The sequence below is a fragment of the Arthrobacter sp. 131MFCol6.1 genome (assembly GCF_000374925.1).
Classification (GTDB): Bacteria; Actinomycetota; Actinomycetes; order Actinomycetales; family Micrococcaceae; genus Arthrobacter.
Genome location: NZ_KB895541.1, coordinates 1,239,750 through 1,265,809 on the forward strand (window position 1 = coordinate 1,239,750; position 26,060 = coordinate 1,265,809).

Below are 26,060 nucleotides of genomic sequence, written 5' to 3' on the forward strand. Positions count from 1 at the left end.
AAGGCCGCACCGGTTATCCGGTGCGGCCTTTGTTGTCTGTATGGGAAGGAATCGCAGTGAAGCGCAAGCTCTTTGAAGAAGACCACGAGATGTTCCGTGAGATGGCCGCCGAGTTCAATGCGCGCGCCGTCGCTCCCCACTACACCCAGTGGGACGAGGACCACATGATGTCCCGGGAACTGTGGTCCGCGGCCGGCGAGCAGGGCCTGCTGGGCCTGGCCGTGCCGGAAGAGTTCGGCGGCATGGGGATGTCCGACTACCGCTTCCGGACAGTGCTCGACGAAGAATTCGCCAGGAGCAACCACCTCGCGGTCGGTCTGGCCTTCCACCTGCACGATGACATGGTCCTCCCCCACCTGCTGGCCTACGGCTCCGATGACCTCAAGGCCCGCTGGCTCCCGGGCATGGTCTCCGGCGAAAAGGTCACCTCGGTCGCCTGGACCGAACCGGGGGCCGGCTCCGACCTGCGCGGCATCCGCACCAAGGCAGTCCGCGACGGCGACGACTGGCTGATCACCGGCCAGAAAACGTTTATCGGCAACGGCATCTCCGGCGACGCCTCCCTGGTCCTGGCCCGCACCGACGGCGGCACCGGACGCGGAAACCGCGACTCGTTCTCACTTTTCATGGTCCAGAAGGGTGAGGGCTACAACACCGGCAAGCAGCTGGACAAAATGGGCCTCAAAGCCTCCGACACGGCCGAGCTGTTCTTCGACAACGTCCGTGTCCCGCACGCCGACCTCGTCGGCGAGGAGGGCAAGGGCCTGCAGTACGCGGCCGAACAGCTCCCCCAGGGCCGGCTGGCCATCGCCGTGGCAAGCTCCGCCGTCGTGCGCGCCACCTACGAGGCGACTGTCCGCTACACGAAGGACCGCAACGCGTTCGGCGAGCGGATCATCGATTTCCAGAACAGCCGCTTCGAACTGGCCGACATCCTCACGGAGGTCGAGGTCACCGAAGCATACGTGGACCAGGCCATCCTGGCGTTCAACGCCGGAGAGCTCGATGCCGCAGGCGCTGCCCGTGCCAAACTGTGGGCGTCCGAGCGCGCCAAGTCCGTCACGGACCGCTGCCTGCAGCTGCACGGCGGCTACGGCTACATCATGGAATACCCGGTGGCCCAGGCCTACCTCGCCGCCCGGCTGCTGACGATCTTCGGCGGCACCAACGAAATCATGCGCGACGTCGTCGGCCGCACCATCGCCGGCTGACCGGCCGCGACTCCACCAGCACCCGAGGAACTTTTCTGATATGACCGTCCTGCCCATCACGATCTGGGGCGAGCCCGTGCTGCACCGCCGGGCCGCGGAAGTCGAAGTCTTCGACGACGAGCTCCGCACCCTGATCGCCGACATGTTCGAGACCAACGACGCCGCCAACGGCGTCGGGCTGGCGGCCCCCCAGGTGGGGGTCGGCAAGCGGCTCTTCGTGTACAAGTACGACAACGACGACGGCGCCCCGCCCACCGGCGTCGTGGTCAACCCTGTCCTGACACTTTCCAAGGTCTCCGGCGCCCTCCCGGACCCCGACGAGGAAGAGGAGGGCTGCCTGTCGTTCCCCGGTGGCCAGTATCCGCTCAAGCGGGCCGAATGGGCGAGGGTCCAGGGCTTCGACGGGGACGGGAAGCCGGTGGAATTCGAGGCGACCGGCTGGTTCGCCCGGGTCATCCAGCATGAGTACGACCACCTCGACGGCAAGCTCTACGTCAACCGGCTGATTGACCGCTATGCGCGCCGGGCCATGAAGCAGGCCAAGCGCAGCGGCTGGGGCGTTCCCGGCCTGACCTGGATGCCGGGAGTGGACCCGGACCCGTTCGGCCACTGACGGCCGGGGCCAGCTGGATGCTGGCGGGGATGGTGGAAGACCGGCGGGCTGGCGCCCGGCCGGGGTCAGTTCCCCGGGGTCCGGTCGACGGCGGCCAGGATGGCGGCGCCGAGCTCGGCCGGCCTGGTGAACTGCGGCCAGTGGCCGGTGGGCAGGTCCACGTAGTCGACCTCGCGGATCCGTCCGAGCTCGGCCACGTACGGGTGGCCGCCGGCAATCATTTCCTTCAGCATCGCGGACGGGAATTCGCAGGCGATGACGGTGACCGGGACCGCGTAGCGGCGTTCATCCGTGAGCTGCTGCCGGTCCTGGGCCACGCCGCGGGGCTGCGGGATGGCACGGGCACGGAACATGGCGCGCAGCTCGTCGGTCAGGTCAGTGAGGTCCTCGTCCTCGAAGAGCTCCCACGGCGGCAGCGGCACGTCGTCGCCGTCGGCCGGAAGTTCGTCATTGATGACCCCGCCCTCCCCCAGTGGCCCGCTGTCCACGTAGATTGCCCGGGCCACCCGGTCCGGGCGGGCATCGACGGCGCCGTGGATGATGGCTCCGCCGCCGGAGTGGCCCACCAGGACCACCGGGGCGTCGAAGGAATCGATCTTCGCCACGACGGCGTCGATGTGGGTGCGCAGGCCGATGCCGGCGCGCGGCGCATCGGCCGACTCCAGTCCCGGCAATGTCAGCGGGTAGATCTTGTGCCCGGCCGCGGTCAGCGGCGGGGTGACGTCCGCCCACGACGAGGCGTCCAACCAGAATCCGGGTACGAGGATGATGTCCATGCCGGTACCCTACCGGTGGAGTTCCAGCTCCACCACCTGATAGGGGTCCTCGCCCGGGACGAGGTTGTGCATGGTGATGCGTCCGCCCGGGCCATCCGCCGGGTGCAGGTGGATCTGCCAGCCCCAGTCCGGGCCGGGCGGCGCCGGATAGGAGCCGTTGAGCCGGAGGACACCATCGGCGCCCACCGTGCCGGAGAACTGCATCAGCGCCTTGCCCGTGTGCCAGGAGTCCGCCCACACCGCGGTGGCGGGATCCGCGTCGGACGCCCCGCCGGCCAGGAGCAACAGGCCTTCCTGCGGGTTCTCACCGTCTGACCAGGTGTAGGCGACACTCGCGAAGTGCGCCGCGGTCACCTTCACCGTGGCGGTGGCCGCCGAACCCTTGTACTCGTCTGTGGGCATGAGCCGCAAGCGGTTTTGTCCCTGCCAGGTGCCAAGGATCGGTGTTACGTATTTCACAATGTCCATGCTGCAGTCTACTGATCCAGTCGATCCCGCTCAGTCCTCCGGCGGCTTTTCCAGGCTTGCCGCGAAGTCCGGGACATAGCGGAACAGTTCCCGCGGCGGACGCGTGTAGTTGACGGCTTTCGGCCGCTCCGGCAGGGTCACAGGCTCTGTCCGTACTTCTTTGTAGTCGATGCTGGAGAGCAGGTGGGCGATGAGGTTGATCCTTGCCCGGCGTTTGTCTTCGGCTTCCACCACGTACCAGGGTGATTCCGCGGTGTCCGTCTGCATGAACATGTCGTCCTTGGCCCGCGAGTAGTCTTCCCACCGCAGGATTGCCTCCCGGTCCATCGGCGAGAGCTTCCATTGCCGCATGGGATCATCCAGGCGGGATTTGAACCGCCGCTCCTGTTCCGAATGGCTGATCGAGAACCAGTACTTGAAGAGCAGGATGCCGTCCTGGATAAGGAGCCGTTCAAAAACCGGGCACTGGGCCATGAAGCGTTTGTGCTCCGCCGGGGTGCAAAAGCCCATCACGTGTTCGACGCCGGCACGGTTGTACCAGGAGCGGTCCATCAGGACGATTTCCCCGGCGGCGGGCAGATGCGCCACATAGCGCTGGAAATACCATTCACCACGTTCGCGCTCCGTCGGCGCCGGCAATGCGACTATCCGGGCAAACCGCGGATTCAGGTACTCGGTGACCCTTTTGATCGCACTCCCCTTGCCGGCTGCATCCCGACCCTCGAAGATGATGAGGACCCGCGCCCCGGTGCTCCGGACCCACTCCTGGAGCGCAACCAGTTCTGCCTGGAGCCGCAGAAGCTCGGCCTCGTAGATTCCGGCGTCGAGCCGCGCCTGCCGCCGCGCAGAGCCCTTCTTGTGACCGGCCTTGTGACCGGCCTTGTGGTCGGTGTGCCCCTTGCCTGAATCGTCCGTGCGATGTGCCATGGTTTCCGTTCCAGCATTCCGGCGCGCGGTTTGTCCCGCCGCGCCCATTCTCGCCGGGCAGGAGACCGGCTGCAAGGGTCCTCCAGCCCGGAAGCCGCGACGCGTCCTCACCGCGGCACAATCGTCTGCTGCCCGGGGCACAAGGTCAGGATCCGTTTCATCGCCTCCTTTTCTGCGGCCGTGACCCACAGCCGGTAGGCCGCCTTGACCGAGATTTGGCGGGCCACATAGTGGCAGCGGAAAGCCTTGTTCGGCGGCAGCCAGGTGGCGGCGTCAGAGGCGCTCTTGTCCTGGTTGGCGGGACCGTCGACGGCGATCAGGTTGAGGGGATCGTTGGCCAGGTGTTCGCGCTGCTGCACTGTGAGCTGCTGGGCGCCCTTTTGCCACGCGTCCCCCAGCGCCACGACGTGGTCGATCTGCACCGCGGCACTGGTTTCGGCGCCGCGCCGGAACGCGATCATGCGGCCGGTGTACGGTTCCTGGAACGTGCCGCCGGCCACCTGGCACCGGGAGCCGCTGGCGAATTCGGCGGCCGCCAGGTCGCGGCGGAGGATGTCGTTGCGCGTATCGCAGCCGTTGCGGTCGACGTCGAGCCACGCCTGGCCGAAGGCGCCCCGGTCATAGTTGTTCTTTGCCGCCCGTCCCTTGACCGCGAGGGTGTCGAGCACTCCGGCAGCGCTTCCCTCCGGCACGGCCCGGACGGCATCCACTGCGTTCATCCACCCGGCGGCAACCACGGGGGCCTCGCTGGGGCCGGCGATCTGCGGCTCCGCGGCAACAAACTGGCCGGCCGTGAAGAACCAGGCGAGGCCGCCAAGGACGGCCAGGCCTGCTGCGGCCAGGAGAATCCAGGCCTGGCGGGAGTGTCGGCGGGCGCGGCGGAATTCCATCCAGGTGACGGTCATGTAGGCGGCCGCTCGCGGCGTTCTGGCTGCACGCCCTGAGCCTACGCGGACGGACCGATACCAGGGCGGTTGTCCACAGTGTTGGGGACCAGTGGCGCGGAACGCCGGGGCCTATTGCTCCCGTGTGACCCGTTTCAGGTCTTCGTTGGCCAGATCCAGCAAGCCCTGGAGCTGGGTCACTCGGTCGTCGTTGACTTCACCGGACTGGCGTTTGACCAGGGCGTCGTCCAGCAGCCGCTTCGCTTCCTTCGCGTTGCTCCGCGCGACGTCCAGCGCGTGTTCCAGGGTGGTCTCGTGTTCAACAGCCGGGTTCGGTTCCATGGCTCCATTGTGGGTCCCTTTCCCGGCCGATTCCAGTGCATCGGCCGGGAAAGGAGGAACCAGTCCCGGTCAGGGACCTTGGCCCTGGCTAGACCTCGACGGGCAGGCCGGCGGCCTCGAGGATGGACGCGGCGTCCTTGGCGGGGAAGGACGGCGGGTTGACCCCGGCCATTTCCTCCATGACGCGGACCACCTGGCAGCTGTAGCCGAACTCGTTGTCGTACCAGACGTACAGGACGAGGTTCTTGTCGTTGGAGATCGTGGCCAGTCCGTCGACGATGCCAGCCCGGCGTGAGCCGACGAAGTCCGTGGAGACAACCTCGGGCGAATCGATGTAGTCGATCTGCTTGCGCAGCTCGGAGTGCAGCGACATTTCCCGCAGGTAGTCGTTGACCTCGTCCTTGGTGGTGCCGTTCTCCAGGTTCAGGTTCAGGATGGCCAGCGAGACGTCCGGGGTGGGGACGCGGATGGAGCTGCCCGTGAGCTTGCCGAGCAGTTCCGGCAAAGCCTTGGCGACGGCCTTAGCGGCACCTGTCTCGGTGATCACCATGTTCAGCGCGGCAGAGCGTCCACGACGGTCACCCTTGTGGAAGTTGTCGATCAGGTTCTGGTCGTTCGTGAAGGAGTGGACCGTCTCCACGTGGCCGTGGACCACGCCGTAGCGGTCGTTGATCGCCTTGAGCACAGGGGTGATGGCGTTCGTGGTGCAGGACGCCGCCGAGACGATCGTGTCCGAGTCGGCGATGGTGCCGTGGTTGATGCCGTGCACAATGTTCTTCAGATCGCCCTTGCCCGGTGCGGTGAGGAGAACGCGGGCAACACCCTTGCTCAGCAGGTGCTGGGACAGGCCCTCGGCGTCGCGCCAGCGGCCCGTGTTGTCCACGACGAGCGCGTCGTGGATGCCGTAGGCGGTGTAGTCCACCGTGGAGGGGTTGTCCGAGTAGATGACCTGGATCTGGACGCCGTTGGCCGTGATGGTGTCGTTTTCGAGGTCAACCTTGATGGTGCCTTCGAACGAGCCGTGGACGGAGTCGCGGCGCAGCAGGCTCGCGCGCTTGCTGAGGTCGTTATCGGAACCGCGGCGGACCACGATGGCGCGCAGGCGCAGGCCGTGGCCGCCGCCCGCCTTTTCGATCAGGAGCCGGGCCAGGAGCCGGCCGATGCGGCCGAAGCCGTAGAGGACGACATCGGTGCTGGTGCGGTCGTCGCCGCCGCGCTTGCCGACAACCTCGGCGAGTTCGGCGCGGAGGAACTCATCCAGGCTGGCGCCGTCGCCCTCGGCGCGGTACTTCTCGGTGAGGCGGGCAATGTCGATCGCCGCGGCGCCGAGGTCCAGCTTGGTCAGGGCCTCCAGCAGCGGGGCCGTCTCCTCGAGGCGCAGTTCTTCCTTGCTCATCCGGCGGGCGAAGCGGTGGGCCTTGAGGATATTCATGGTGGACTTGTTGATCAGGCTGCGTCCGTGGATGGAGGTCACCACGTTGTTCTCGCGGTACAGCCGGCCGATCACGGGGATCATCGCCTCGGCGAGCGCCTCACGGCCCATCCACGTATCAAGACAAGAATCTGACGTCTGGCTCACAGAACTACCTTCCTAGAATCCACCCCCTACGTCCTCGTAGGGGGAAGTCGGCCGCCGGAGGGTGTCCGGTACCGGGCACCGGCGGGGATTCGGTCCACCCCGGGCGCCTCATCGAGCGCAAAGAAAAACCGCCGGCTGCGAACGCAGACCCGGCGGCAGAACTTCTACGTTCACCATCAATTCTACGGGCGGCCAGGCCGGGTGGGGTGCCTGTTGCGCGTGAATTGACTCACACACCGTCCGGGGCCAAGGAGGAGCCGGCCAAACCACTCACTCCGGGCGCCAGCCGGGCTGCGTCCTCCAGGATCATGTCGACGGCCTTTTCCGCGATCATGATGGTCGGCGCCTGCGTGTTGGCACTGACCAGGCGGGGCATGACCGAGGAGTCAACGACCCGCAGCCCCTCCAGCCCGTAGACCTTCAGCCGGGGCGAGACGACCGAATCGTCTGTGGCCCCCATGGCGCACGTGCCGACCGGGTGGTAGGAGGTCCGTCCGTAGGAGCGCACGAAATTCACGTATTCGTCGCGGGTTGCCACGCGGGAGCCGTCGCCGATGTGCTCCTTCTTGATGAACGCCGCCATCGATGACTGCTCCATGATCTGCCGGCTCTGCTGCACGCCGGCGATCGTCATCTCCAGGTCATAGTCGTCCGCGAGGAAATTCGGATCGATGAGCGGCGACTGTGTGGGGTCTGAGGATGCGACCCGGACTGTCCCCCGGCTGCGGGGGCGCAGGAAATAGGAGTTCAGCGTCATGCCGAACCCGGGCTGCAGCGACGCTATGCCCGGCTCCGACCTCGCTGCGGGCAGGAAGTGGAACTGCAGGTCCGGGGATTTCTCAGCTGTGTTGGCGTAGCTGAAGCCACCCGCTTCAACGAGGTTGGATGCGAACGGTCCCGAACGGAAAGCCAGATACTCGAGGCCCGCCAGGACAGTCGCCGGGCGTACCCGATTGAACCGGTCCAGGCTGTGGTCATCGGTGAGTTCGTAGATGATGTCAAGGTCAAGGTGGTCCTGCAGGTTCTTCCCGACCCCGGGCAGGGCGTGGATCACGTCGATGCCGGCGGCAGCAAGGTCTGCCGGGTCGCCAATGCCTGAAAGCTGCAACAACTTGGGCGAACCAAACGCTCCGCTGGCGATCAGCACCTCGCGCCGGGCACCGTAGGTTCGCGCGACTCCGCCTTCAATCGTCTGGATGCCTACGGCGCGGCCGTTCTTGATGACCACCTTGGAGACGGTCACGTTGACGCGCACCGTGAGATTGGGCCGCTTGCGCGCGGGTTTCAAATAGGCAACGGCTGCGCTGCACCGGCGGCCGTTCCTGGTGGTGGTCTGGTAGAAGCCAACGCCGAGCTGCTTCGCCCCGTTAAAATCGCTGTTGTAGGGCAGCCCGAACTCCTGGCCCGCCTGCACGAAGGCCGCCGAGAGCGTGTGCGGACGCCGGAGGTCAGAGACGCCGAGGGGCCCTTGGGTTCCATGGTGCGGTCCTGAGAGTCTGGAGTTTGATTCCGAGCGGATGAAATACTTGGACACCTCGGCGGCGGACCAGCCCTCGCATCCGTAGTCCGCGACCCACCCGTCGTAGTCCCCAGCCACGCCCCGGGTGAAGACCTGGGAGTTGATGGAGCCGCCGCCGCCGAGTCCCCGGCCCTGAGGAAGCGCGATGCTGCGGCCGTTGCTGTGTTTTTGCGGAACGCTGTTGTAAGCCCACTGATACGGGCCCCCCTTGAGTCTCGGGAAGCCCGCGGGCATGTGAATGAACGGATGGCGGTCGGATCTTCCTGCCTCGAGCAGGAGCACGCGTATCGAAGGGTCCTCGCTAAGTCTGCCGGCCAGGACGCTGCCGCCTGTGCCACCACCGGCGATGACATAGTCGTATGCTGCGTCATCCGGCACTATGACTCCTCAACCATCGCATGCACCGTTACCTGAAGCGTTCATTGAAGTGTCGGGGCCCGCCGGGATGATGTCAAGCATGCCTCAAGGTTTTCCCAAGCTTGCAACCGTGCACGCACGCGCCCGGCTGCCGGCAGCCTGTGACGGCCGGATCCCGCTCCGGGCAGGACAGGGTAACCCGGCGGTTTGGGTGGATGGGTTGACCGATACGCCGGGTTCTGTGTTCCCGCGCTGTTGCCGGCGCGGGAGTAGCGGCCATCCATCTACGGACGCCGTTGCCGACGCCCTCCAGCGGCCTACCCGGACACTCGGGCGAGCAGCCCTCAAACGTGCCCTGTCTGGCCTTGCTCCGGGTGGGGTTTACCTAGCCTTCCCGGTCACCCGGGAAGCTGGTGGTCTCTTACACCACCGTTTCACCCTTACCTGCCCTGCAGCCTGTGCAAGCACACGCCGCACGCAGGCGGTCTGTTCTCTGTGGCACTGGCCTGCGGGTTACCCCGAGTGGGCGTTACCCACCACCCTGCTCTGCGGAGCCCGGACGTTCCTCGAGCCACTTGCGTGACGCGCGGCCGCCTGGTCAACCCATCCGCTGTCCATTCTACGGTCACGGCGAACGCATCCGGTGACACGTCCGCGCCGCGGCCTTTTGGGGCAGCCCGTGGGAGAATTGGAGCAGGATTCCTGCTAGTCAAGGAAGAGATCCCAATGAACTGGATCGCCATCATCATCTGGCTGCTCGCGATCATCCTGGTGGTGATTATCGCCAAGATGTCGATCAAGATTGTGCGCCAGTACGAACTCGGCGTCCTGTTCCGACTGGGCCGGGTGGTGGCGGTCCGGAGCCCCGGGTTGCGGTTCATCATCCCGGTTGTGGATCGGCTTCAGCTGGTGAGCCTGCGGATCGTGACGATGCCGATCCAGTCGCAGGGCATCATCACCCAAGACAACGTCAGCGTCGACATCTCGGCAGTGGCTTATTACCGGGTGATCGACGCCGTGAAGTCCGTTGTGGCAATCGAAGACGTAGCGGCGGCCATCAACCAAATCGCCCAGACCACCCTGCGCAAGGTCGTGGGCCGGCACAGCTTGGACCAGACGCTGTCCGAGACCGAGCACATCAACAGTGACATCCGGAAAATCCTGGACGCCCTGACCCTGGAGTGGGGTGTCGAAGTAACCCTCGTTGAACTCAAGGACATCCAGCTTCCGGAGAGCATGAAGCGGGCGATGGCCCGCCAGGCGGAGGCCGAGCGGGAGAAGCGGGCCAAGATCATCGCGGCCGAAGGAGAGGCGATCGCCGCCGTGGCGCTCGGCGCGGCATCTGACACCATGATGGCCCACCCGGTCGCCCTGCAGCTGCGGAATCTCCAGTCCCTCGTGGAGATCGGGGTGGACAAGAACTCAACCGTCGTCTTCCCGGCGCCCCTGATGAGCACCATCGCCGAACTGGCCGCCTTCCTGGCCCGCGAGGACCATGTGGCCAGGACAACGATGTCGGCGGCTGCACCCGCAGCGACACCGGCGGAATCACCGGCGTCACCGATCAAGGCCGCGTAGCGCGTGAACCTAGGAGTAGCGCCCCGGACCGGCGCGCCTATTATCGAGGGATGGACGAGTCTGCCCTGACCCGGCGCCGCCTGCTGGGGCTGGCAGGGATCGGTTTGGGCGCCTCCGCCCTCGCGGCGTGCACGGGCGGGCTCGCGCCCACCGAAACGTCCCGGCCGGCAAGCCCCGCGCCAGCGAGCCCCACGAGCCCGACGACACCGCCGGCCCCCGCCGGCCCGCTGACGGTCCGTACCAGCACGGGTTCGTTCGTCTCGGCTTACCGCCCGGGGACCGCGAGCCACTGGTCGCTGGCGACGCCGGAACTGCCGCCCGGCGGCGCGCCGCCCGAACTGCCCCTGGCCGTGTTTCTTCACGGACTGGGCGGCAGCCACACGGCTCTGCTGGAGGACCTGGCGGCCCACGAGGCCCTGCAACGGCACCTCGACGCCGGCGGCGCGCCCTTCGCGATCGCGGCCGTGGACGGCGGAAACACCTGGTGGCACCCGCGCGCCGACGGCAGTGACACGCAGTCGATGCTGGTGAAGGAATTTGTTCCGTTCCTCGGCGGCCAGGGCTTCGACCTTGGCAGGATCGGCCTCGTCGGCCTCTCGATGGGGGGGTTTCGGTGCCCTGCTGCTCGCCTCGCAGGGCCGGCTACCCGGGGTCCGGGCCGTCGCGGCCATGAGTCCTGCGGTCTGGGACCATTACGACCCGCGCCAGGATACCGCGTTCGACGGCCCGGAAGACTTCGCCGCCCACGACGTTTTCGCACTCCGGCCCCGGCTCGCAGCGCTGCCCAAACGGATCGACTGCGGCACCGGGGACGAGCTTGCCGCCACTGTTCGCCACTACCGGGCGGGACTCCCGGGCGAAATCGAGGGCGGCTTCCAGCCAGGTGGCCACGACTACGGCTACTGGCGCACCATCCTGCCCGGCGTCGTGTCCTTTCTCGGCTACAACCTCGCCTGAACCGCCGCCAATCGCCGGCCCCCGGGCCCTGGACGGCGGTCCCGGGAAGGCAGCCGCCGGTAAGATCGTACGGTGCTAATTCTGCTGCCGCCCTCCGAGGGCAAGACTCCCGCGACCGGCGGGGACGCCGCCGACTGGACCGCGTTGAGCTTTCCCGCCCTCAACAGCTCCCGCGCCAAGGTCCTGGAGGCGCTCGGTACTGTCAGCGCGCACGAGGACGCCCTGGCGTTGCTGGGCGTCGGCGCTTCCCTGAGTGCCGACGTCGAACGCAACACACGGCTGCACGCAGAACCTGCCGCCCCGGCCCACCAGGTGTATTCCGGGGTGCTCTTTGACGCCCTCGGCTACAACTCGCTGACCCCGACGCAGCGAAAGAGGGCCGACGAATCGGTGCTGGTGGTCTCCGCCCTGTGGGGCGCCATCCGCTTCGCGGACCGTGTGCCCGCCTACCGGCTGTCGATGGGGACCTCGCTGCCCGACGTCGGACGGCTCGCCTCCTTCTGGAAGCCGCAACTGGGCGACGCGCTGGCCGCGGCCGCCGCGGGCCAGCTGCTGGTGGACTGCCGGTCCAGCACCTATGCCGCGGCCTGGACTCCCCCGCCGGAACAGACGGTGGCCGTGAACGTCTTCACCGAGACCGCCGGCGTGCGCAAGGTGGTCAGCCACTTTGCCAAGCACACCCGGGGCGAGCTGGCACGCCATTTGCTCAGCCGCCGGGGCAAGGCCCCCCAAACCCCCGCACAGCTGCAGAAGGCGGCGGCGGAGAAATGGGTTGCCGAACTTGTTGCGGGCACGGCCCGGAAGCCGCACACCCTGAACATCATCCTGCCGGGCTAGGAACTGCTCAGGCCCAGTCGGCCGAGCGGACCAGGATGCAGCCGGAGTCGGGGCAGAACACGATGTCGTCCTCGGCCGCGGCCTTGATCTCGGCCAGGTCGCCCGGGCTCAGGTGCATGCCGGAGCCCTCCGAGGTGCCGTGGAAGAGCCGGGCGGCGCCGACGCCACGCTTGGCGAGGGTCTTCTCGTAGACGGCGAGCATTCCGGCGTCGAGTCCGGCGGCGAACTCGGCACGCTGCCCGCGCACCACCGTGGCTTCGGCGGCGATCTCGGCCAGCTGCTCGTCCAGCTCGGCACGGATGGAGCCGAAGGAGCCCTGGATGTCGTCCACGATCTGCTGCTGGGCCGCCTGGCGGGCGCGGAGCGAGTCGAGCCGTTCGAGGACTTCGAGCTCGACGTCCTCGAGGTCCGAGCGGCGCTTGTTCAGGGAGACGAGGTCCCGCTGCAGGGCGACGAGGTCCTTGGACAGCCCCGTGCCGCTGTTGAGCCTGGCCTCGTCGCGTTCGATCCGGGAGGCAACCTGCTCGACGTCGGCCTCTGAGCGCTTGAGTTCCAGTTCAGCGTCGTGGACGGCCACCTTGGCGGCACCGAGCTCACCGTTGGCCACGCTGAGGGCGGCTTCCAGGTCCGTGATGCGGGAATCGCTTTCAAGGCTTCGCCGGCGGTTGGACAAGGACTTGAGCTTGGCATCGAGTCCCTGCAATTCGAGCAACTTCAACTGTTCCGCCGGTGCTGCCTTGGCCACTATTTACCTCCGCTAAATCCAATCCGGCCGAAGCCGGGCACCGTCCCGGCGCTCCTTAGACTCTAGCGCCTAGCGTACTCCCCGGCCTCGCTACGCTCACCCGGGGCCCCTCGCACGCCAGGCTTAGCCCGGAGTCAGAATGAAGTCCCACGGGTCGCTGTTGGTGGCACTGACCCGGATCTCGACGTCGTGGCCCTGGTCGGTGAGCACATTGCCCAGCGCTTCGGCGGCCGCAGGCAGCCACAGCCACTCGCTGGCGAAGTGGGAAACGTCGATCAGGTACGGCCGGTCGTTGACCGCCGCCTCCCGGGCTTCCGATGCCGGGTGGTGCCGCAGGTCCGCCGTGACGTAGACGTCCGCGTTGCTGGCCCGGACCTCGCCGAAGAGGGAATCGCCGGCGCCGCCGCAGACAGCCACCCGCCGGATCAGCCCGTCCCGGTCCCCCGAGACCCGGACGCCGCCGGCCACCGAGGGCAGGATGCCGTACACGCGGGCCGCGAAATCACCCAGCGTCAGGACCTCTTCAAGGTCGCCGACGCGGCCGATGCCTTCCTCGGGGAGCCCGTTCGCTGCGGGCGTCAGTGGGGCCACGTTCTGCAGGCCCAGCGCGTCGGCCAGGACGTCGGAAACTCCCCCGACGGCGGAATCACCGTTGGTGTGTACGGTCAGCAGCGCGGTCCCGGACTCGATGAGGCGGTGCACGGCCTTGCCCTTGGCCGTGTTCGCGGCAACGGACGTCACGCCCTTGAGCAGCAGCGGATGGTGCGTGATGAGCAGCTCGGCACCGAAGTCGATGGCCTCCTCGATCACGTCAAGGGTCGGATCGACCGCGAACATGACCCGGTGCACCTCGGCGTTCGGGTGGCCGGCCACCAGGCCCACCTCGTCCCAGTCCTCGGCGAGGGATTCGGGCCAGAGCTCCTCCACTGCCAGCTGGATCAGGCCCAGCGTCGCGGCGCCTGTGGCCTCCCCGGTGCCGCCATCGCCGTCGACGGCGGCAGCAGGGCGGTCGGATTCCGCTGAAACATCGGTGTTCACAGGTTCCATACCCCCATTTTTACCCTATCCGCGGGCGGCCCGGTCACTCGTAACACTCTCGTAAGGTGGATGGGGAATCATCGGGGCCCTCGAACCATTGAAGAGATCATGAGAACTTTTGTCCTCGGCGGAGGCTGCTTTTGGTGCCTCGACGCCGTCTACCAGAAAACCAAGGGTGTCAGCTCGGTCGTATCGGGCTACACCGGAGGCCATGACCGCAGCCCCGACTACTACTCTGTGTGCTCCGGGACCACAGGCCACGCCGAGGTGGTGGCGGTGACGTTCGACGAGGACATCATTCCCGCCGAGGTCATCCTGGACATGTTCTTCGCCCTCCACGACCCCACCACGTTGAACCGGCAGGGCTACGACGTCGGGACCCAGTACCGTTCCTCGATGTTCTACGAGACCACCGAGGAGAAGATCCTGTTCGAGGAGGCGATCGAGCGGAACCAGGCCCTGTGGCGGCACCCGATCGTCACCGAGGTCAGCCGGCTGCCGCAGTTTCATGTGGCCGAGGAAATCCACCAGGACTACTTCGCCAAATACCCGGAGCAGGGCTACTGCCAGGTCATCATTAACCCGAAGCTGGCCAAGGCGAGGAAATATTACTCTGCATGGCTTAATGCTTAGCTAGCGCCTGTAGGCGCTCGTTAGGCTGACCTCAGTCAACCCTCTTCAAAGACAGGCATACATACATGGCACCGATCTATGACGATGTAACCCAGCTGGTAGGCGGAACTCCGCTGGTCCGGCTGAACCGGCTGACCGAAGGCCTTGACGCCACCGTGGCCGTCAAGCTGGAGTTCTACAACCCGGCCAACAGCGTCAAGGACCGGATCGGCGTCGCGATTGTTGACGCTGCCGAGAAGTCCGGTGCCCTCAAGCCCGGCGGCACCATCGTCGAAGGCACATCCGGCAACACCGGAATCGCCCTGGCCATGGTGGGCGCGGCCCGCGGCTACAAGGTCATCCTGACCATGCCGGAGACCATGTCCACCGAGCGCCGGGTCATGCTGCGCGCGTACGGCGCCGAGATTGTCCTGACCCCCGGCTCCGAGGGCATGCGCGGCGCCGTGGAGAAGGCCCAGGAGATCGTGGCCAACACGGAGAACTCCATCTGGGCACAGCAGTTCGCCAACGAGGCCAACCCGGAGATCCACCGCCGCACCACGGCCGAGGAAGTCTGGGCCGACACCAACGGCAACGTGGACATCTTCGTCGCCGGCGTCGGCACCGGCGGCACCGTCACCGGCGTCGGACAGGTCCTGAAGGAACGCAAGCCGGAGGTCCAGATCGTCGCCGTCGAGCCGAAGGACTCCGCCATCCTCAACGGCGGCGCCCCGGGCCCGCACAAGATCCAGGGCCTCGGCGCGAACTTCATTCCCGACATCCTGGACACCAACGTCTACGACGAGGTCATCGACGCCACGCTGGAAGATTCCGTCCGGGTGGCGCGCGATCTCGGCATCAAGGAGGGCATCCTGGGCGGCATCTCCTCCGGCGCCATCGTCTGGGCGGCCCTGGAGCTCGCCAAGCGGCCGGAGAACGCCGGTAAACTCATTGTTGCCGTGGTGTGCGACTTTGGTGAGCGCTACATCTCCACCGTGCTGTACGACGACATCCGCGGCTAAGTCCGCTGACCCACGATTGCCCAGAAAGGTCTTTGTGAGCTTCTTCGCAAGACTGAAGGAAGACCTCGACGCCGCCCGGTCCCACGACCCGGCGGCTCGAGGTTCTTTTGAGAACTTCTTCGCCTATTCCGGCCTGCACGCGATCTGGTTCCACCGCCTGACGCACCGGCTGTGGCAAAACCCCGCCCTGCGCTTCCCGGCGCGGCTCATCTCCCAGCTCGCCCGGTTCCTGACCGGCATCGAGATCCACCCCGGCGCGACCATCGGCCGGCGCTTCTTCATTGACCATGGCATGGGCGTGGTCATCGGCGAGACGGCGGAGATCGGCGAGGACGTCATGATCTACCACGGCGTGACCCTCGGCGGCCGCTCGCTCGCCAAGATCAAACGCCACCCCACCATCGAGGACCGCGTGGTCATCGGCGCGGGCGCCAAGATCCTGGGCCCCATCACCATCGGCCGGGACAGCGCCGTCGGCGCCAACGCCGTGGTGGTCAAGGACGCCCCGGCCGAATCAATCGTCACCGGCGTGCCGGCCACCTGGCGGCACCGCGACGCGCAGCGCGAGACCAAGCCCGCCGTCGACCCGGCCGAATACCTGATCGAATACCGGATCTAGACGGACTCCAGAGCGGCTCCTGACGGAATCTAGAGCGGACAAAGGATCTAGGCAGCCCTTCCGGGGAACCGCTTGTAGATGTTCCACAGGACGGCGTCGAACGCCCGGTCCGGCAGCAGGTGGCGCAGCAGCAGGATCCCGCGGGCGCTGGCACCCACCGGGTACCGGGTCTTGGGCCGCCGGGCGGTCGCGGCGTGCAGGATTGCTTCGGCCGCGAGCTCGGGCCGCGACGACGTTGCGGGGTTGTCCGTGGTGCCCAGCGCCGCCGCCACCACCTTGGCCTGGGCCGCGTAGGGGCCGTTCCCGGAGCTGGCCAGCAGCCCCTGCGCCGCAATGGCGCCCCACTCGGACTGCGTCCCGGCCGGCTCGATGATGGCCACATCGATGCCGTGCGGCTTGAGCTCGATCCGCAGCGAATCGCTCAGGCCTTCCACGGCGAACTTGGTCGCGTGGTACCAGGCGCCCAGCGGCTCGTACATTTTGCCGCCGATGGATGAGATGTTGATGATCCTGCCCGCGCGTGCGGCCCGCATGGCGGGGATCACGAGCTGCGTCATGCGCGCCAGGCCGAAGACGTTCACGTCGAACTGCCGCCGGCCCTCGGCCAGTTCCACCTCCTCGAGCGAACCGTACGTGCCGTAGCCGGCGTTGTTGACCAGGACGTCGATCCGGCCGTGCGCGGCCAGCACGTTCCCGACGGCGGCGCTCATCGAGGCCTCATCGGTCACGTCCAGGGCCACCACCTTGACCCCGGATGCCTTCAGCGGTTCCATTAGCTCCACCCGGCGGGCCCCGGCATAGACGGTGAAACCGGCGGAGGCAAGCTTTTTCGCGGTTTCGAAGCCGATCCCGGTGGAGGCACCGGTGACAAACGCTACGGGCTGGGGCATGGGCTGAACTCCTTGGGCGCTGAACTCCTGGGGCAGGAGCAGCCGGAAACACGGACGGCCGGCGCCTCCCAGAGTAACTGGAAAGTGCCGGCCGTCGCGTCGGAACCGGGGTGGGTCAGTGGGTGTCGACTGCCTCGATCTCGGACTTGTCCTCGCCCCAGAGGGTGTGGAACGTGCCCTCGGCGTCGACGCGGCCGTAGGTGTGCGCCCCGAAGAGGTCGCGCTGGCCCTGGATGACGGCGGCCGGCAGGCGCTTGCGGCGCAGGCCGTCGTAGTAGGCCAGCGAGGAGGAGAACACCGGTACCGGGATGCCGAGCTGCACCGCGGTGGACACCACGCGGCGCCAGGCCGGGAGGACCTCGGCGATCGCCTTGGTGAACGCCGGGGCGAAGAGCAGGTTGGCCGGCTTCTCCGCGGCGGCGTAGGCCTTGGTGATCTCCTTGAGCAGCTCCGCGCGGATGATGCAGCCGCCGCGCCACAGCGACGCGATTTCATCCAGCTTCAGGTCCCAGCCGTATTCCTTGGCCGCGGAAGTGAGCATGTCCAGGCCCTGGGCGTAGGAGACCAGCTTGGAGGCGTAGAGCGCCTGGCGGACGTCCTCGACGAAGCTCTCGGGGACCTCGACGGCGGCCTCGCCGCCGGCCAGCAGCTCCTGGGCCAGCACGCGCTGCTCGGCCTGGGAGGACAGGGCCCGGGCGAAGACGGACTCGGCGATGCCCGACGTCGGGGAGCCGAGTTCGAGCGCGGAGATGACCGTCCAGCGGCCGGTGCCCTTCTGGCCGGCGGCATCCACCACGACGTCGACGAACGGCTTGCCGGTCTTCGCGTCGACGTGGCCGAGGACCTCGGCGGAGATTTCGATCAGGAAGGAAGCGAGGTCGCCCTTGTTCCACTCTTCGAAGATCTTGGCCTGCTCGGCCGGTTCGATCCCGGCGCCGGAGCGCAGGAGGTCGAAGGCCTCGCCGATGACCTGCATGTCGGCGTATTCGATGCCGTTGTGGACCATCTTGACGAAGTGGCCGGCGCCGTCGGTGCCGATCCAGGCGCAGCAGGGCTGGCCGTCGACGTGGGCGGCGATCTTTTCCAGCAGCGGGCCGAGGGCGTCGTAGGACTCCTTGGAACCGCCCGGCATGATCGAGGGGCCGTTGAGGGCGCCTTCCTCGCCACCGGAGACGCCGATGCCGACGAAGTGCAGGTCCTTCTTGGCGAGCGCAGCCTCGCGGCGGCGGGTGTCCTCGTAGTGCGAGTTGCCGGCGTCGATGATGATGTCGCCCGCTTCCAGCAGCGGCTCGAGCTGCTCAATCACGGAGTCGACCGGCTTGCCGGCCTTGACCATGATCAGCACGCGGCGCGGCTTCTCCAGCGAATCAACGAGTTCCTGGAGGGTCTCGGTGCGGACGAAGTCGCCCTCATCGCCGTACTTGGCGAGCAGGGTGTCTGTCTTTTCCACGGACCGGTTGTGCAGGGCAACGGTGAAGCCGTTCCGGGCCAGGTTGCGTGCGAGGTTGGCCCCCATCACCGCGAGGCCGGTAACACCGATGTGTGCTGACATCAAAACTCCAATTCATTTCTGTACACCAGGGATGTACGGCGATTCGTCTCAGACGTTCATCTAGGACCCGGCAGGTTGCGCCGCGGAGGGCGGAACCCGCTCTTAAGGATTGTGGCTGTCCTTAAACCATATGTATTTCCGCGGGCTGCGGGAAAGCCGCGCCCACGGAGCGGAAAACTGCGCGTCATAAACAGTCTATGATCACCGGCGTCCGCCCCTCCGGTCAGCCCGGACCAGGCCCACCGCATTATGCTTACGACTATGTCAACCAGCCTCCACCACCGTGCCATTGAGCACCTCGGGACCCGGATCGTGGCCGGCGAGCTTCCGCCCGGCCACGTCATGCTCGCCGAGCACCTTGAGGACGAACTCAAGGTCTCCCGCTCGGTGGTCCGGGAGGCGGTCCGGGTCCTCCAGTCCCTGGGCCTGGTGGAAACCATCAAGCGCGTCGGCATCCGCGTGCTGCCCTCGAACCGGTGGAACCCCTTCGACCCGCTCGTGATCCGCTGGCGGCTGGCCGGCGAGGGCCGCGGCGCCCAGCTGCGCTCCCTGGCCGAGCTCCGCACCGCCGTCGAGCCGGTGGCCGCCGAGCTGGCCGCGGCCAACGCCCCCGAGGAGCTCCGCCGCGAACTCGTGGAGATCTCGCACGCCATGCGCGACGCCGGACAGGCCGGGGACGTGCCCCGGTTCCTCGAGCTGGACATCCTGTTCCATTCCCTGCTGCTGACCGGCTCCGGCAACGAGATGTTCGCCAACATGGTGGGCCAGGTGACCGAGACGCTGACCGGCCGCACCATCCACGGCCTGATGCCGGACCACCCGCGCGAGACCGCGCTGCGGTGGCACGTCGAGGTCGCCGAGGCCATCGCCGCCGGGGATGCCGCCGCCGCCCGCGAGGCCTCGAACCGGATCATGCGCGAGACCATCTCGGAGATGGAGCCGAGCTGGAAGAACCAGCCGCGGGTGTTTGTCCCGGTCGAGCGCCACTAAGCCACTGGCCGTCCGGGCGCCGGCGGCGGCGCCCCTCACGCCGGGACCGGCCTGAAGTCCAGCAGCACCTTCCCCGAGACAGCCGCGTTCCTAGCGACCTCGAACGCTTCCAGTCCGCGGTCCAGCCCGAAGGTGTGGGTCACCACGGGATCCACCCGCAGGGAGCCGTCGGCGAGCGCCGTTATGACGTCGTCGATTTCGTCATTGAAGCGGAAGGAGCCCAGCATCTCCAGCTCGCGCGTGATGGCCAGGGAGATCAGGACCGGCTGCGGGCCCGAAGGCAGCAGACCCACCATGACCACCCTGCCGCCACGGACCGCGCCCTGGATGGCCGAAGCCAGGCCGTGGTGGCTGCCCGAGGACTCGATGACGACGTCCGCTTCAACCGCGGCGATCGCCCCGGCGTCGTCCCCCTTGAGGACCACGTCGGCTCCCACGGCACGGGCTATCTCCAGCGGCCGCTCGTGCATGTCCACGGCCACGATCCGGCCGGCGCCGGCGCGTTTGAGGACGGCGACGGCGAGGGCCCCGATGGGGCCGCTGCCAATCACCAGCACCGTCTTTCCCGCCACGTCCCCGGCGCGCGAGACGGCGTGCCAGGCGACGCTGGCCGGTTCCGCCAGGGCCGCGGTCCGCAGCTCCAGCCCGGCCGGCAGCGGCCGGAGCATCCGGGCCGGCAGCACGGCGAAGCGGCTGAACGCCCCGTCCGTGTGGGGAAACCGTGCGGCGCTGCCCAGGTAGGTGCAGCCCGGTGACAGGTTGGGACGCTCTGCCGGGTACCGGGCGCCGCCCGGGCCCGGCGTGGCGGGATGCACCGCGACGGCCGTGCCGGGCGCCGGCCCCGAGCCGTCAGCGGCCGCGCGGATCACGGTCCCCACGATCTCGTGGCCCAGAACCATGGGAGCCTTGAGAACGGATTCGCCCGCGGCGCCGTGCAGCCAGTAGTGCAGGTCGGAGCCGCAGATGCCGCCGAAGGCCACGTCGACGACGGCTTCATCGGGCGCCGGTGCGGGCACGGGGATGTCCTCGATCCGCAGGTCGCCCGCCGCGTGGGCCACCACCGCCGCGGCCGTGGCCGGAAGTTCTGCCACGGCGCCCATCAGACCACCACCGTCATTCCGCCGTCGATGAAGATGGTCTGGCCGTTGACGAAGTCCGATCCGTCGGAGGCCAGCCACACGGCGGGTCCGGCCAGGTCCTGCACGGTCCCCCAGCGGTGCGCGGGGGTCCGGCCCAGGATCCAGGAGTTGAACTGCTCATCGTCGACGAGGTTTTGCGTCATCTCGGTGTGGATGTAGCCGGGCGCGATCCCGTTGATCTGCAGGCCCGAGGCGGCCCATTCCGCGGTCATGGCCCGGGTCAGGTTCCGCAGTCCGCCCTTCGCCGCAATGTAGGGGGCGATCGTGGGCCGGGCGAGGTCGGTCTGGACCGAGCAGATGTTGATGATCTTGCCCCGGCCTCGCGGGATCATGTGCCGGGCCGCTTCCCGCCCCACCAGGAACGCGCTGGTCAGGTCCGTGGAGATGACCCGTTCCCAGTCGGCCACGTCGAGCTCAAGCATCGGGACCCGGTGCTGGATGCCGGCGTTGTTGACCAGGATGGCCAGCGGGCCCACGTTCTCCTCCACCCAGGCGATCCCCCGGGCGGCTCCGGTGTCGCTGGTGACGTCGAAGGCGCAGCTGTGCACCCGGCCCGGCGCGTAGTCCGCGGCCATCGCGGACTCGGCGGCCTTGAGCCGCTCGGGGTTGATGCCGTTGAGCACCACGGTGGCGCCGGCGTCGGCCAGCGCCCGGGCCAGGGCGTTGCCGATCCCCCGGCTCGAACCGGTCACCAGGGCCACACGCCCGGTCAGGTCAAAAAGTCCACTCATGGTTCACTGATCCTCATTTGGTCTTTGCTGCTGGAATGGCTGTTGTGCTAGTTGTGGTGTTGCCTGTCGTGGTGGCGCTCCCGCTGCCGGTGCCGCTGAGATTGGCGATGGCCTGCCGCACCACGGCGAGGTCCCGGTCCCCCAGCCCCTGGCGCTTGAGTTCCGCGTAGAGCTCGACGCCGGCGGCCGCCATCGGTACGGCGGCACCGGCCGCTGCGGCGCTTTCGAGCACGAAGGAGAGGTCCTTGTGCATGAACTTGGCGGGCCCGGTGGGCTCGTAGTCCTTGGCGGCGAGCCGTGGCCCCACGATGTCCAGGACCCGGCTGCCGGCCAGTCCGCCGGCGAGCACCTCGAAGAGGGCCGGCACTTCCATGCCGGAGCGTTCGGCGAGCTCCGCGGCCTCGGCGAGCGCCGCCGTCGTGGTTCCCACGATCAGCTGGTTGCACGCCTTGGCGAGCGACCCCGATCCCAGCGGTCCGAGCCGCCGCACCGTGCTGCCCATCGCGCCGAAGAGCGGCTGAAGCCGGCGGAAGTCATCTTCGCTGGCGCCCGCCATGATGGCGAGGGTCCCGTCCGCCGCGCCCTGGGTCCCGCCGCTGACGGGCGCATCGACGACGACGGCGTTGCCTCCGCTTGCCTCCGCGACCCGCGCCCCGAAATCCCGCACCCCGGACGGCGAGACGCTGCTCATGACCACGACGGCGGTTCCGGGCGCGGGCGGGCTGGCGCCCCAGCCGGCCAGGAGCGCGGCACTCGCGTCCTCAATGTCGGACAGATCCGGCAGCATGAAGACAATGACGGGCTGGTCGCGGAGCGCCTCGACCCGGGCCACGCGGGAGCCGCCCAGTGCCTCGAAGGCGTCCAGCGCCGCCGGCGAACGGTTCCAGGCAGTGACGGTCCATCCTGCCGCGAGGAGGTTGGCGGCCATCGGCGCGCCCATCAGTCCGAGGCCGACAAACCCGGCCTCCCTGCGTTCCAGCTCCATGCGTTGCCTCACTTCGTCGTGGTTAATCTAGGAATTCTGTTCAGCATCCTAGCCTCCATTCAGTATGATGAACACTATGACGACCAAAACCACCGTCGCGATCGCCGTCCCGCTCGAACCAGAGCTGGTGGACCGCATCCGCGCCGTAGATCCGTCCGTGACCGTCCTCTATGACCCCGAGCTCTTGCCGCCGGAACGTTTTCCCGCCGACCATTCGGGTGACCCGGATTTCCGCCGTACGCCGGAGCAGGAAGAGCGGTACTGGGACATGCTCAACAAGGCCCAGGTCCTGTACGGGCTCCCCAACGAAAGCCCGGCAGGCCTCGCCCGGATCGCCGGCAGCAATCCCCGGCTTGAGTGGATCCATGCCATGGCGGCCGGCGCCGGCGGTGCCGTGAAGGCATCGGGGCTGGATGCCGCGACGCTGCAGAAGGTCAAGGTCACCACCTCGGCCGGGGTGCACGCCCTGCCGCTCGCCGAGTTCGTCGCCCTGGGCATCCTCAACGGCTTCAAGCGCAGCGCCGAGCTGGCCCAGGACCAGGCGGCCAAGCTCTGGCCCGAGCTCCGCACCCCCACCCGCCTGGTCAACGGCTCCCACCTGGTGGTCACCGGACTGGGCGAAATCGGGCTCGAGACCGCACGGATCGCCCGCGCCCTGGGCATGAGCGTCAGCGGGACCAAACGGACCGTGGAGGCCATCGACGGGATCGAGACCGTCACGGACAACGACGGCCTCGCCGGCCTCCTGGGCAGCGCAGACGCCGTCGTCAATACCCTGCCCGGCACGCCGTACACCGAGAAACTCTTCAGCCGCGACGTCTTCGCCGCCATGAAGCCCGGAACGGTCTTCGTCAACGTGGGCCGCGGCACCGTGGTGGATGAAGAGGCGCTCCTGGAGGCACTGGGCAACGGCCAGGTCTCCTATGCCTGCCTGGACGTCTTCGCCGTGGAGCCACTGCCGCAGGACAGCCCGCTGTGGACCCACCCCAGGGTGATGGTGTCCCCGCACACCTCGGCGCTCAGTGCCGCCGAAAACCGGCTGATCACCGAACGCTTCTGCAGCAACCTGCGGACCTACCTCGACGGCGGCGAACTCCCCCACCTGGTGGACACGGTGCACTTCTACTGAGCCCACCCTTTCCCAGCCCTGCGGCCAGCGCCGCAGCGACACCAGGGCGGCCCCGCCGGAAACGGCTGGGCCGCCCTTTGCGTTGCGTTGGGCGACGCGGGTTCGGCTCGCGTCCCAGAAACGGCCGTGGCCCCTTCCTGCGTGGAAGGGGCCACGGCCTGAGGTGCCGCGGACGGCGGGTCTGCAGCCCGGATGCCGGCTAGTGCGCATCCTCCGTCAGGAGAAGGTCGCGTCCCACCGTCTCGGGCGTGAAGAAGGTGGTGACGAATGAGATCAGCGCCAGGACCAGCGAGTAGATGGCGAGCACCAGCCAGGAATGGTCCGTGGCGGCCAGCAGCGCGGCGCCGACCAGCGGGACGAGCCCGCCGGCCAGGACGGCGGAGAGCTCCCGGCTCATGGCCACGCCGGTGAAGCGGTACTGCGAGCCGAAGAGTTCAGGCAGCAGCGGGCACTGCGGTCCGAGCATGGACTGGACGCCGAGGGCGATACCCACCACCATGACAATCCAGACCAGCGTGACATTGCCCAGCGTCACCAGGTAGAACGCCGGCAGCGCGATGAGCGCCTGGAACAGCGCGCCGTAGCGGTAGACGGGCACCCGGCCGAACCGGTCGGACAGCGCGCCGAACGTGATCACCATGACGGCCGCGAAGCCCGCGGCGATGAGCAGGCCGACCGGACCGATGAACTTGTCGCCGGGAAAAACGCCGTCCTTGGCCGCCAGGAACGCGATGAGCAGGGCGGAGTAGATCGAGGAATTGCCGTTTTCGCCCATCCGCAGGCCGATGCCGATCAGCACGTTCTTTTTCGAGTGCTTCCACAGCTGGCCGAGGGGGTTCTTGACCACATTCTTGTGCTTTTCCAGTTCCTGGAAGACGGGCGTTTCCTTCAGGCGGAGCCGAATGAAGATGGCCACCACAACCAGGAGCACGCTGGCCAGGAAGGGCACCCGCCACAGCCAGCCTTCCAGGACGGCCTTGTCGGCCATGGCAATGAGCGCAAACGTTCCGGCGCCGAGCAGGGTGCCCAGCTGGATGCCGACGAACGGGAGCGAAGCGAAGAAGCCACGACGGCGGCGCGGCGCGACTTCGGAGATCAGCGTGGTGGCACCGGCCTGTTCGGCGCCGGCACCCAGTCCCTGCAGGATGCGCAGCGTCACCAGGAGCACGGCGCCCAGCATGCCAGCCTGTTCGTACGTCGGCAGCAGGCCGATGGCGAAGCTGGCGGTCCCCATCAGGCCGATGGTGAGGATCAGGACCATTTTGCGGCCGAACCGGTCGCCGATGTAGCCGAAGACCATCCCGCCGAAGGGCCGGGCCGCGAAGCCCACGCCGTACGTGGCAAAGGATGCGATCAGGGCCCCGTCCTCGCCGAGCGGCTTGAAGAACAGCGGGCCGAAGATCAGGGCCGAGGCCAGGCCGTAGATGTAGAAGTCGTAGTACTCCAGCGCGGAGCCCACGGAGCTGGCAAGCGTTGCCCGTCGCAGCTGTTCCGGATCGACGACGGCGCCGTCCGCTTCAGCGAGCGGTGTATTAGTACTAGTTGTCACAAGCACTCCCTCAAGAACACTCCAGACCCCCGTTGGTCTGGTGGGTGTGAGCAACCCCCAAAGGAGTCGATCACTATGCTGAACAGAGTACAGCATAGTGATCGACTAGCCAATGAATAATCAGATTTATTCCCGGGGCGTGCAGGACCGTCCCGCGACAGGGACCCTAGCCCATGGGATTGCCGAGGGACCGGGCGAGGTCCTGGAGTTCCTTGACCATCATGGCGCCCTGCTCGTTCGAGTAAGTCGCCTTCAGCGCGGTGACCGAAAGGCCGAGGCTGGGCCCGTGGGCGCCCCGGGTCGGGACGGCAACGGCCAGGCACACGACGCCGGTGGTGGATTCCTCGTCCTCGAACGCGTACCCCTGCTCCCGGATGAGCGTGAGCTGCGCCTTCAGCTCGGCTCCCGTGCGCAGCGACTTCGGCGTCAGGACCGGAAGGGCAGCGTCGTCGGGAAACATCTCGTCGACGTCATGGTCATGCAGCCGCGCGATCAGGGCCTTGCCCACGGCACAGAGGGACACGGGCATCTTGTCGCCGATATTGGACGTCAGGCGGACCGCCGGGTGCCCTTCGTAGCGGGCGAGGTAGATGACATTGGTTCCGTCCAGCATGGCGATCCGGACCGTTTCCCCCGAGAGCGTCGGGGCCTGTTCACAAAAACGGTAGAACTCCTGGACCTCGTCGAGCCGGCTGAGGTAGGCAGCGCCGAGCTCAACCAATTTCCGGCCGAGGGTGAACTCCGCACCCTGGCGGTTGATCAGCCTCGCCTCCTCGAGCGCGAGCAGGAGGTTGGAGGTGGAGGACTTCGGGATTCCCAGTTCCCTGGCCAGATCACTGAGCGTGAGCCGTCCCGTCGCGGAAGCCGCCAAGGCTTCCAGCACGGCGGCGGCACGGGTGACAGCCGGTGCGGGTGACGCGCTCCCCAATCCGTCGGAGGGTCGGGAAACTCGGGAATCGGCCATGATTCTCCTTCAGGTATCGCGCGCCAGTCGCCGCGCCACTCGTTCGA

26 protein-coding genes and 1 other RNA gene are annotated in these 26,060 nt (G+C 67.6%); 10 read left to right on the plus strand and 17 right to left on the minus strand.

The genetic code is table 11. The features are described from left to right. Positions 1-56: 56 nt before the first annotated feature. The gene (locus tag C566_RS0105805) at positions 57-1,211 is read left to right on the plus strand and encodes an acyl-CoA dehydrogenase family protein (protein ID WP_018773397.1); all 1,155 of its coding nucleotides are present in this window, start codon (positions 57-59) and stop codon (positions 1,209-1,211) included. A 40-nt stretch (positions 1,212-1,251) separates the two neighbouring features. After that, positions 1,252-1,824 (plus strand): peptide deformylase, encoded by a 573-nt coding sequence (gene def, locus C566_RS0105810; protein WP_018773398.1) that lies wholly within the window; start codon positions 1,252-1,254, stop codon positions 1,822-1,824. A 65-nt stretch (positions 1,825-1,889) separates the two neighbouring features. Here the strand turns inward: def and C566_RS0105815 are convergent, their stop codons facing one another. From C566_RS0105815 to rnpB, 8 genes are all read right to left on the minus strand, one after another. Beyond that, positions 1,890-2,600 (minus strand): alpha/beta fold hydrolase, encoded by a 711-nt coding sequence (locus C566_RS0105815; RefSeq protein WP_018773399.1) that lies wholly within the window; start codon positions 2,598-2,600, stop codon positions 1,890-1,892. Positions 2,601-2,609: 9 nt separating this feature from the next. Continuing rightward, on the minus strand, positions 2,610-3,068 hold the full coding sequence (locus C566_RS0105820) for a DUF1579 family protein (protein ID WP_018773400.1): 459 nt from the start codon (positions 3,066-3,068) through the stop codon (positions 2,610-2,612). A 30-nt stretch (positions 3,069-3,098) separates the two neighbouring features. Further along, complete coding sequence (gene ppk2 / locus C566_RS0105825) at positions 3,099-3,995, minus strand: polyphosphate kinase 2 (protein ID WP_018773401.1); 897 nt, start codon at positions 3,993-3,995, stop codon at positions 3,099-3,101. A 107-nt stretch (positions 3,996-4,102) separates the two neighbouring features. Further along, on the minus strand, positions 4,103-4,900 hold the full coding sequence (locus C566_RS0105830; RefSeq protein ID WP_018773402.1) for an HNH endonuclease family protein: 798 nt from the start codon (positions 4,898-4,900) through the stop codon (positions 4,103-4,105). Between the two features lie 111 nt (positions 4,901-5,011). Beyond that, entirely contained in the window at positions 5,012-5,221 is a 210-nt protein-coding gene (locus C566_RS0105835; protein ID WP_018773403.1) for a hypothetical protein, read from the minus strand. A gap of 88 nt (positions 5,222-5,309) precedes the next feature. Further along, entirely contained in the window at positions 5,310-6,800 is a 1,491-nt protein-coding gene (locus tag C566_RS0105840; RefSeq protein ID WP_081627256.1) for a glyceraldehyde-3-phosphate dehydrogenase, read from the minus strand. A 229-nt stretch (positions 6,801-7,029) separates the two neighbouring features. Further along, positions 7,030-8,697, minus strand: a complete 1,668-nt coding sequence (locus C566_RS0105845; RefSeq protein ID WP_018773405.1) for a GMC family oxidoreductase — start codon at positions 8,695-8,697, stop codon at positions 7,030-7,032. A 191-nt stretch (positions 8,698-8,888) separates the two neighbouring features. Next, positions 8,889-9,282: RNase P RNA component class A (rnpB, locus tag C566_RS22065), an RNA gene on the minus strand. Positions 9,283-9,402: 120 nt separating this feature from the next. Here rnpB and C566_RS0105850 point away from each other — a divergent pair. From C566_RS0105850 to C566_RS0105860, 3 genes are all read left to right on the plus strand, one after another. Next, positions 9,403-10,254, plus strand: a complete 852-nt coding sequence (locus C566_RS0105850) for an SPFH domain-containing protein (protein WP_018773406.1) — start codon at positions 9,403-9,405, stop codon at positions 10,252-10,254. Between the two features lie 669 nt (positions 10,255-10,923). Further along, positions 10,924-11,211, plus strand: coding sequence for a hypothetical protein (locus C566_RS23105; RefSeq protein WP_018773407.1), 288 nt, complete (start codon positions 10,924-10,926; stop codon positions 11,209-11,211). Positions 11,212-11,283: 72 nt separating this feature from the next. Continuing rightward, positions 11,284-12,048, plus strand: a complete 765-nt coding sequence (locus C566_RS0105860) for a YaaA family protein (protein WP_018773408.1) — start codon at positions 11,284-11,286, stop codon at positions 12,046-12,048. Between the two features lie 7 nt (positions 12,049-12,055). On the opposite strand, the gene C566_RS0105865 is transcribed toward C566_RS0105860, so the two are convergent. Next, complete coding sequence (locus tag C566_RS0105865; protein WP_018773409.1) at positions 12,056-12,793, minus strand: zinc ribbon domain-containing protein; 738 nt, start codon at positions 12,791-12,793, stop codon at positions 12,056-12,058. A gap of 123 nt (positions 12,794-12,916) precedes the next feature. After that, the gene (locus C566_RS0105870) at positions 12,917-13,840 is read right to left on the minus strand and encodes a Nif3-like dinuclear metal center hexameric protein (RefSeq protein WP_026266427.1); all 924 of its coding nucleotides are present in this window, start codon (positions 13,838-13,840) and stop codon (positions 12,917-12,919) included. 99 nt (positions 13,841-13,939) lie between these two features. On the opposite strand from C566_RS0105870, the gene msrA reads away from it, so the two are divergent. The 3 genes from msrA to epsC all read left to right on the plus strand — a co-directional run bounded on the left by msrA (position 13,940) and on the right by epsC (position 16,084). Beyond that, on the plus strand, positions 13,940-14,464 hold the full coding sequence (gene msrA, locus C566_RS0105875) for a peptide-methionine (S)-S-oxide reductase MsrA (RefSeq protein ID WP_018773411.1): 525 nt from the start codon (positions 13,940-13,942) through the stop codon (positions 14,462-14,464). Positions 14,465-14,529: 65 nt separating this feature from the next. Next, positions 14,530-15,465: a cysteine synthase A gene (gene cysK, locus C566_RS0105880; protein WP_018773412.1), complete on the plus strand. Its 936-nt coding sequence runs from the start codon at positions 14,530-14,532 to the stop codon at positions 15,463-15,465. 34 nt (positions 15,466-15,499) lie between these two features. Then, complete coding sequence (gene epsC / locus C566_RS0105885; protein ID WP_018773413.1) at positions 15,500-16,084, plus strand: serine O-acetyltransferase EpsC; 585 nt, start codon at positions 15,500-15,502, stop codon at positions 16,082-16,084. Positions 16,085-16,131: 47 nt separating this feature from the next. Here the strand turns inward: epsC and C566_RS0105890 are convergent, their stop codons facing one another. Both C566_RS0105890 and gndA read right to left on the minus strand, forming a co-directional pair. After that, positions 16,132-16,974, minus strand: a complete 843-nt coding sequence (locus C566_RS0105890) for an oxidoreductase (RefSeq protein WP_018773414.1) — start codon at positions 16,972-16,974, stop codon at positions 16,132-16,134. 115 nt (positions 16,975-17,089) lie between these two features. Continuing rightward, on the minus strand, positions 17,090-18,526 hold the full coding sequence (gene gndA, locus C566_RS0105895; RefSeq protein WP_018773415.1) for an NADP-dependent phosphogluconate dehydrogenase: 1,437 nt from the start codon (positions 18,524-18,526) through the stop codon (positions 17,090-17,092). 261 nt (positions 18,527-18,787) lie between these two features. Between gndA and C566_RS0105900 the strand changes: the two genes are divergently transcribed. Then, positions 18,788-19,516, plus strand: coding sequence for a FadR/GntR family transcriptional regulator (locus C566_RS0105900; protein WP_018773416.1), 729 nt, complete (start codon positions 18,788-18,790; stop codon positions 19,514-19,516). Between the two features lie 35 nt (positions 19,517-19,551). On the opposite strand, the gene C566_RS0105905 is transcribed toward C566_RS0105900, so the two are convergent. From C566_RS0105905 to C566_RS0105915, 3 genes are read right to left on the minus strand one after another with little or no spacing between them, the layout of a single operon-like run. Then, positions 19,552-20,616, minus strand: coding sequence for an L-idonate 5-dehydrogenase (locus tag C566_RS0105905; protein WP_018773417.1), 1,065 nt, complete (start codon positions 20,614-20,616; stop codon positions 19,552-19,554). Beyond that, a complete protein-coding gene (locus tag C566_RS0105910; protein WP_018773418.1) occupies positions 20,616-21,386 on the minus strand; it encodes an SDR family oxidoreductase in 771 nt (256 codons plus the stop codon). The genes C566_RS0105905 and C566_RS0105910 overlap by 1 nt, the downstream gene beginning before the upstream one ends. Before the next feature lie 13 nt (positions 21,387-21,399). Next, positions 21,400-22,371 (minus strand): NAD(P)-dependent oxidoreductase, encoded by a 972-nt coding sequence (locus C566_RS0105915; protein ID WP_018773419.1) that lies wholly within the window; start codon positions 22,369-22,371, stop codon positions 21,400-21,402. Positions 22,372-22,435: 64 nt separating this feature from the next. Here C566_RS0105915 and C566_RS0105920 point away from each other — a divergent pair, with 64 nt between their 5' ends. Continuing rightward, positions 22,436-23,500 (plus strand): D-2-hydroxyacid dehydrogenase, encoded by a 1,065-nt coding sequence (locus tag C566_RS0105920; RefSeq protein WP_018773420.1) that lies wholly within the window; start codon positions 22,436-22,438, stop codon positions 23,498-23,500. Between the two features lie 199 nt (positions 23,501-23,699). On the opposite strand, the gene C566_RS0105925 is transcribed toward C566_RS0105920, so the two are convergent. Together C566_RS0105925 and C566_RS0105930 are read right to left on the minus strand one after the other, a co-directional pair. Further along, positions 23,700-25,049 (minus strand): MFS transporter, encoded by a 1,350-nt coding sequence (locus C566_RS0105925; RefSeq protein ID WP_155846742.1) that lies wholly within the window; start codon positions 25,047-25,049, stop codon positions 23,700-23,702. 166 nt (positions 25,050-25,215) lie between these two features. After that, positions 25,216-26,013: an IclR family transcriptional regulator gene (locus C566_RS0105930; RefSeq protein WP_018773422.1), complete on the minus strand. Its 798-nt coding sequence runs from the start codon at positions 26,011-26,013 to the stop codon at positions 25,216-25,218. Positions 26,014-26,060: the final 47 nt, after the last annotated feature.

Bases quoted from the DNA above. Each gene is read 5' to 3' on its own strand.
- C566_RS23105 (WP_018773407.1), top strand. From the start codon at position 10,924: ATGAGTCCTGCGGTCTGGGACCATTACGACCCGCGCCAGGATACCGCG.
- C566_RS0105820 (WP_018773400.1), bottom strand. From the start codon at position 3,068: ATGGACATTGTGAAATACGTAACACCGATCCTTGGCACCTGGCAGGGA.
- C566_RS0105905 (WP_018773417.1), bottom strand. From the start codon at position 20,616: ATGGGCGCCGTGGCAGAACTTCCGGCCACGGCCGCGGCGGTGGTGGCC.
- def (WP_018773398.1), top strand. From the start codon at position 1,252: ATGACCGTCCTGCCCATCACGATCTGGGGCGAGCCCGTGCTGCACCGC.
- cysK (WP_018773412.1), top strand. From the start codon at position 14,530: ATGGCACCGATCTATGACGATGTAACCCAGCTGGTAGGCGGAACTCCG.
- C566_RS0105910 (WP_018773418.1), bottom strand. From the start codon at position 21,386: ATGAGTGGACTTTTTGACCTGACCGGGCGTGTGGCCCTGGTGACCGGT.
- C566_RS0105915 (WP_018773419.1), bottom strand. From the start codon at position 22,371: ATGGAGCTGGAACGCAGGGAGGCCGGGTTTGTCGGCCTCGGACTGATG.
- C566_RS0105930 (WP_018773422.1), bottom strand. From the start codon at position 26,013: ATGGCCGATTCCCGAGTTTCCCGACCCTCCGACGGATTGGGGAGCGCG.
- msrA (WP_018773411.1), top strand. From the start codon at position 13,940: ATGAGAACTTTTGTCCTCGGCGGAGGCTGCTTTTGGTGCCTCGACGCC.
- C566_RS0105920 (WP_018773420.1), top strand. From the start codon at position 22,436: ATGATGAACACTATGACGACCAAAACCACCGTCGCGATCGCCGTCCCG.
- C566_RS0105890 (WP_018773414.1), bottom strand. From the start codon at position 16,974: ATGCCCCAGCCCGTAGCGTTTGTCACCGGTGCCTCCACCGGGATCGGC.
- ppk2 (WP_018773401.1), bottom strand. From the start codon at position 3,995: ATGGCACATCGCACGGACGATTCAGGCAAGGGGCACACCGACCACAAG.
- C566_RS0105850 (WP_018773406.1), top strand. From the start codon at position 9,403: ATGAACTGGATCGCCATCATCATCTGGCTGCTCGCGATCATCCTGGTG.
- C566_RS0105830 (WP_018773402.1), bottom strand. From the start codon at position 4,900: ATGACCGTCACCTGGATGGAATTCCGCCGCGCCCGCCGACACTCCCGC.
- gndA (WP_018773415.1), bottom strand. From the start codon at position 18,526: ATGTCAGCACACATCGGTGTTACCGGCCTCGCGGTGATGGGGGCCAAC.
- C566_RS0105900 (WP_018773416.1), top strand. From the start codon at position 18,788: ATGTCAACCAGCCTCCACCACCGTGCCATTGAGCACCTCGGGACCCGG.
- C566_RS0105815 (WP_018773399.1), bottom strand. From the start codon at position 2,600: ATGGACATCATCCTCGTACCCGGATTCTGGTTGGACGCCTCGTCGTGG.
- C566_RS0105835 (WP_018773403.1), bottom strand. From the start codon at position 5,221: ATGGAACCGAACCCGGCTGTTGAACACGAGACCACCCTGGAACACGCG.
- C566_RS0105870 (WP_026266427.1), bottom strand. From the start codon at position 13,840: ATGGAACCTGTGAACACCGATGTTTCAGCGGAATCCGACCGCCCTGCT.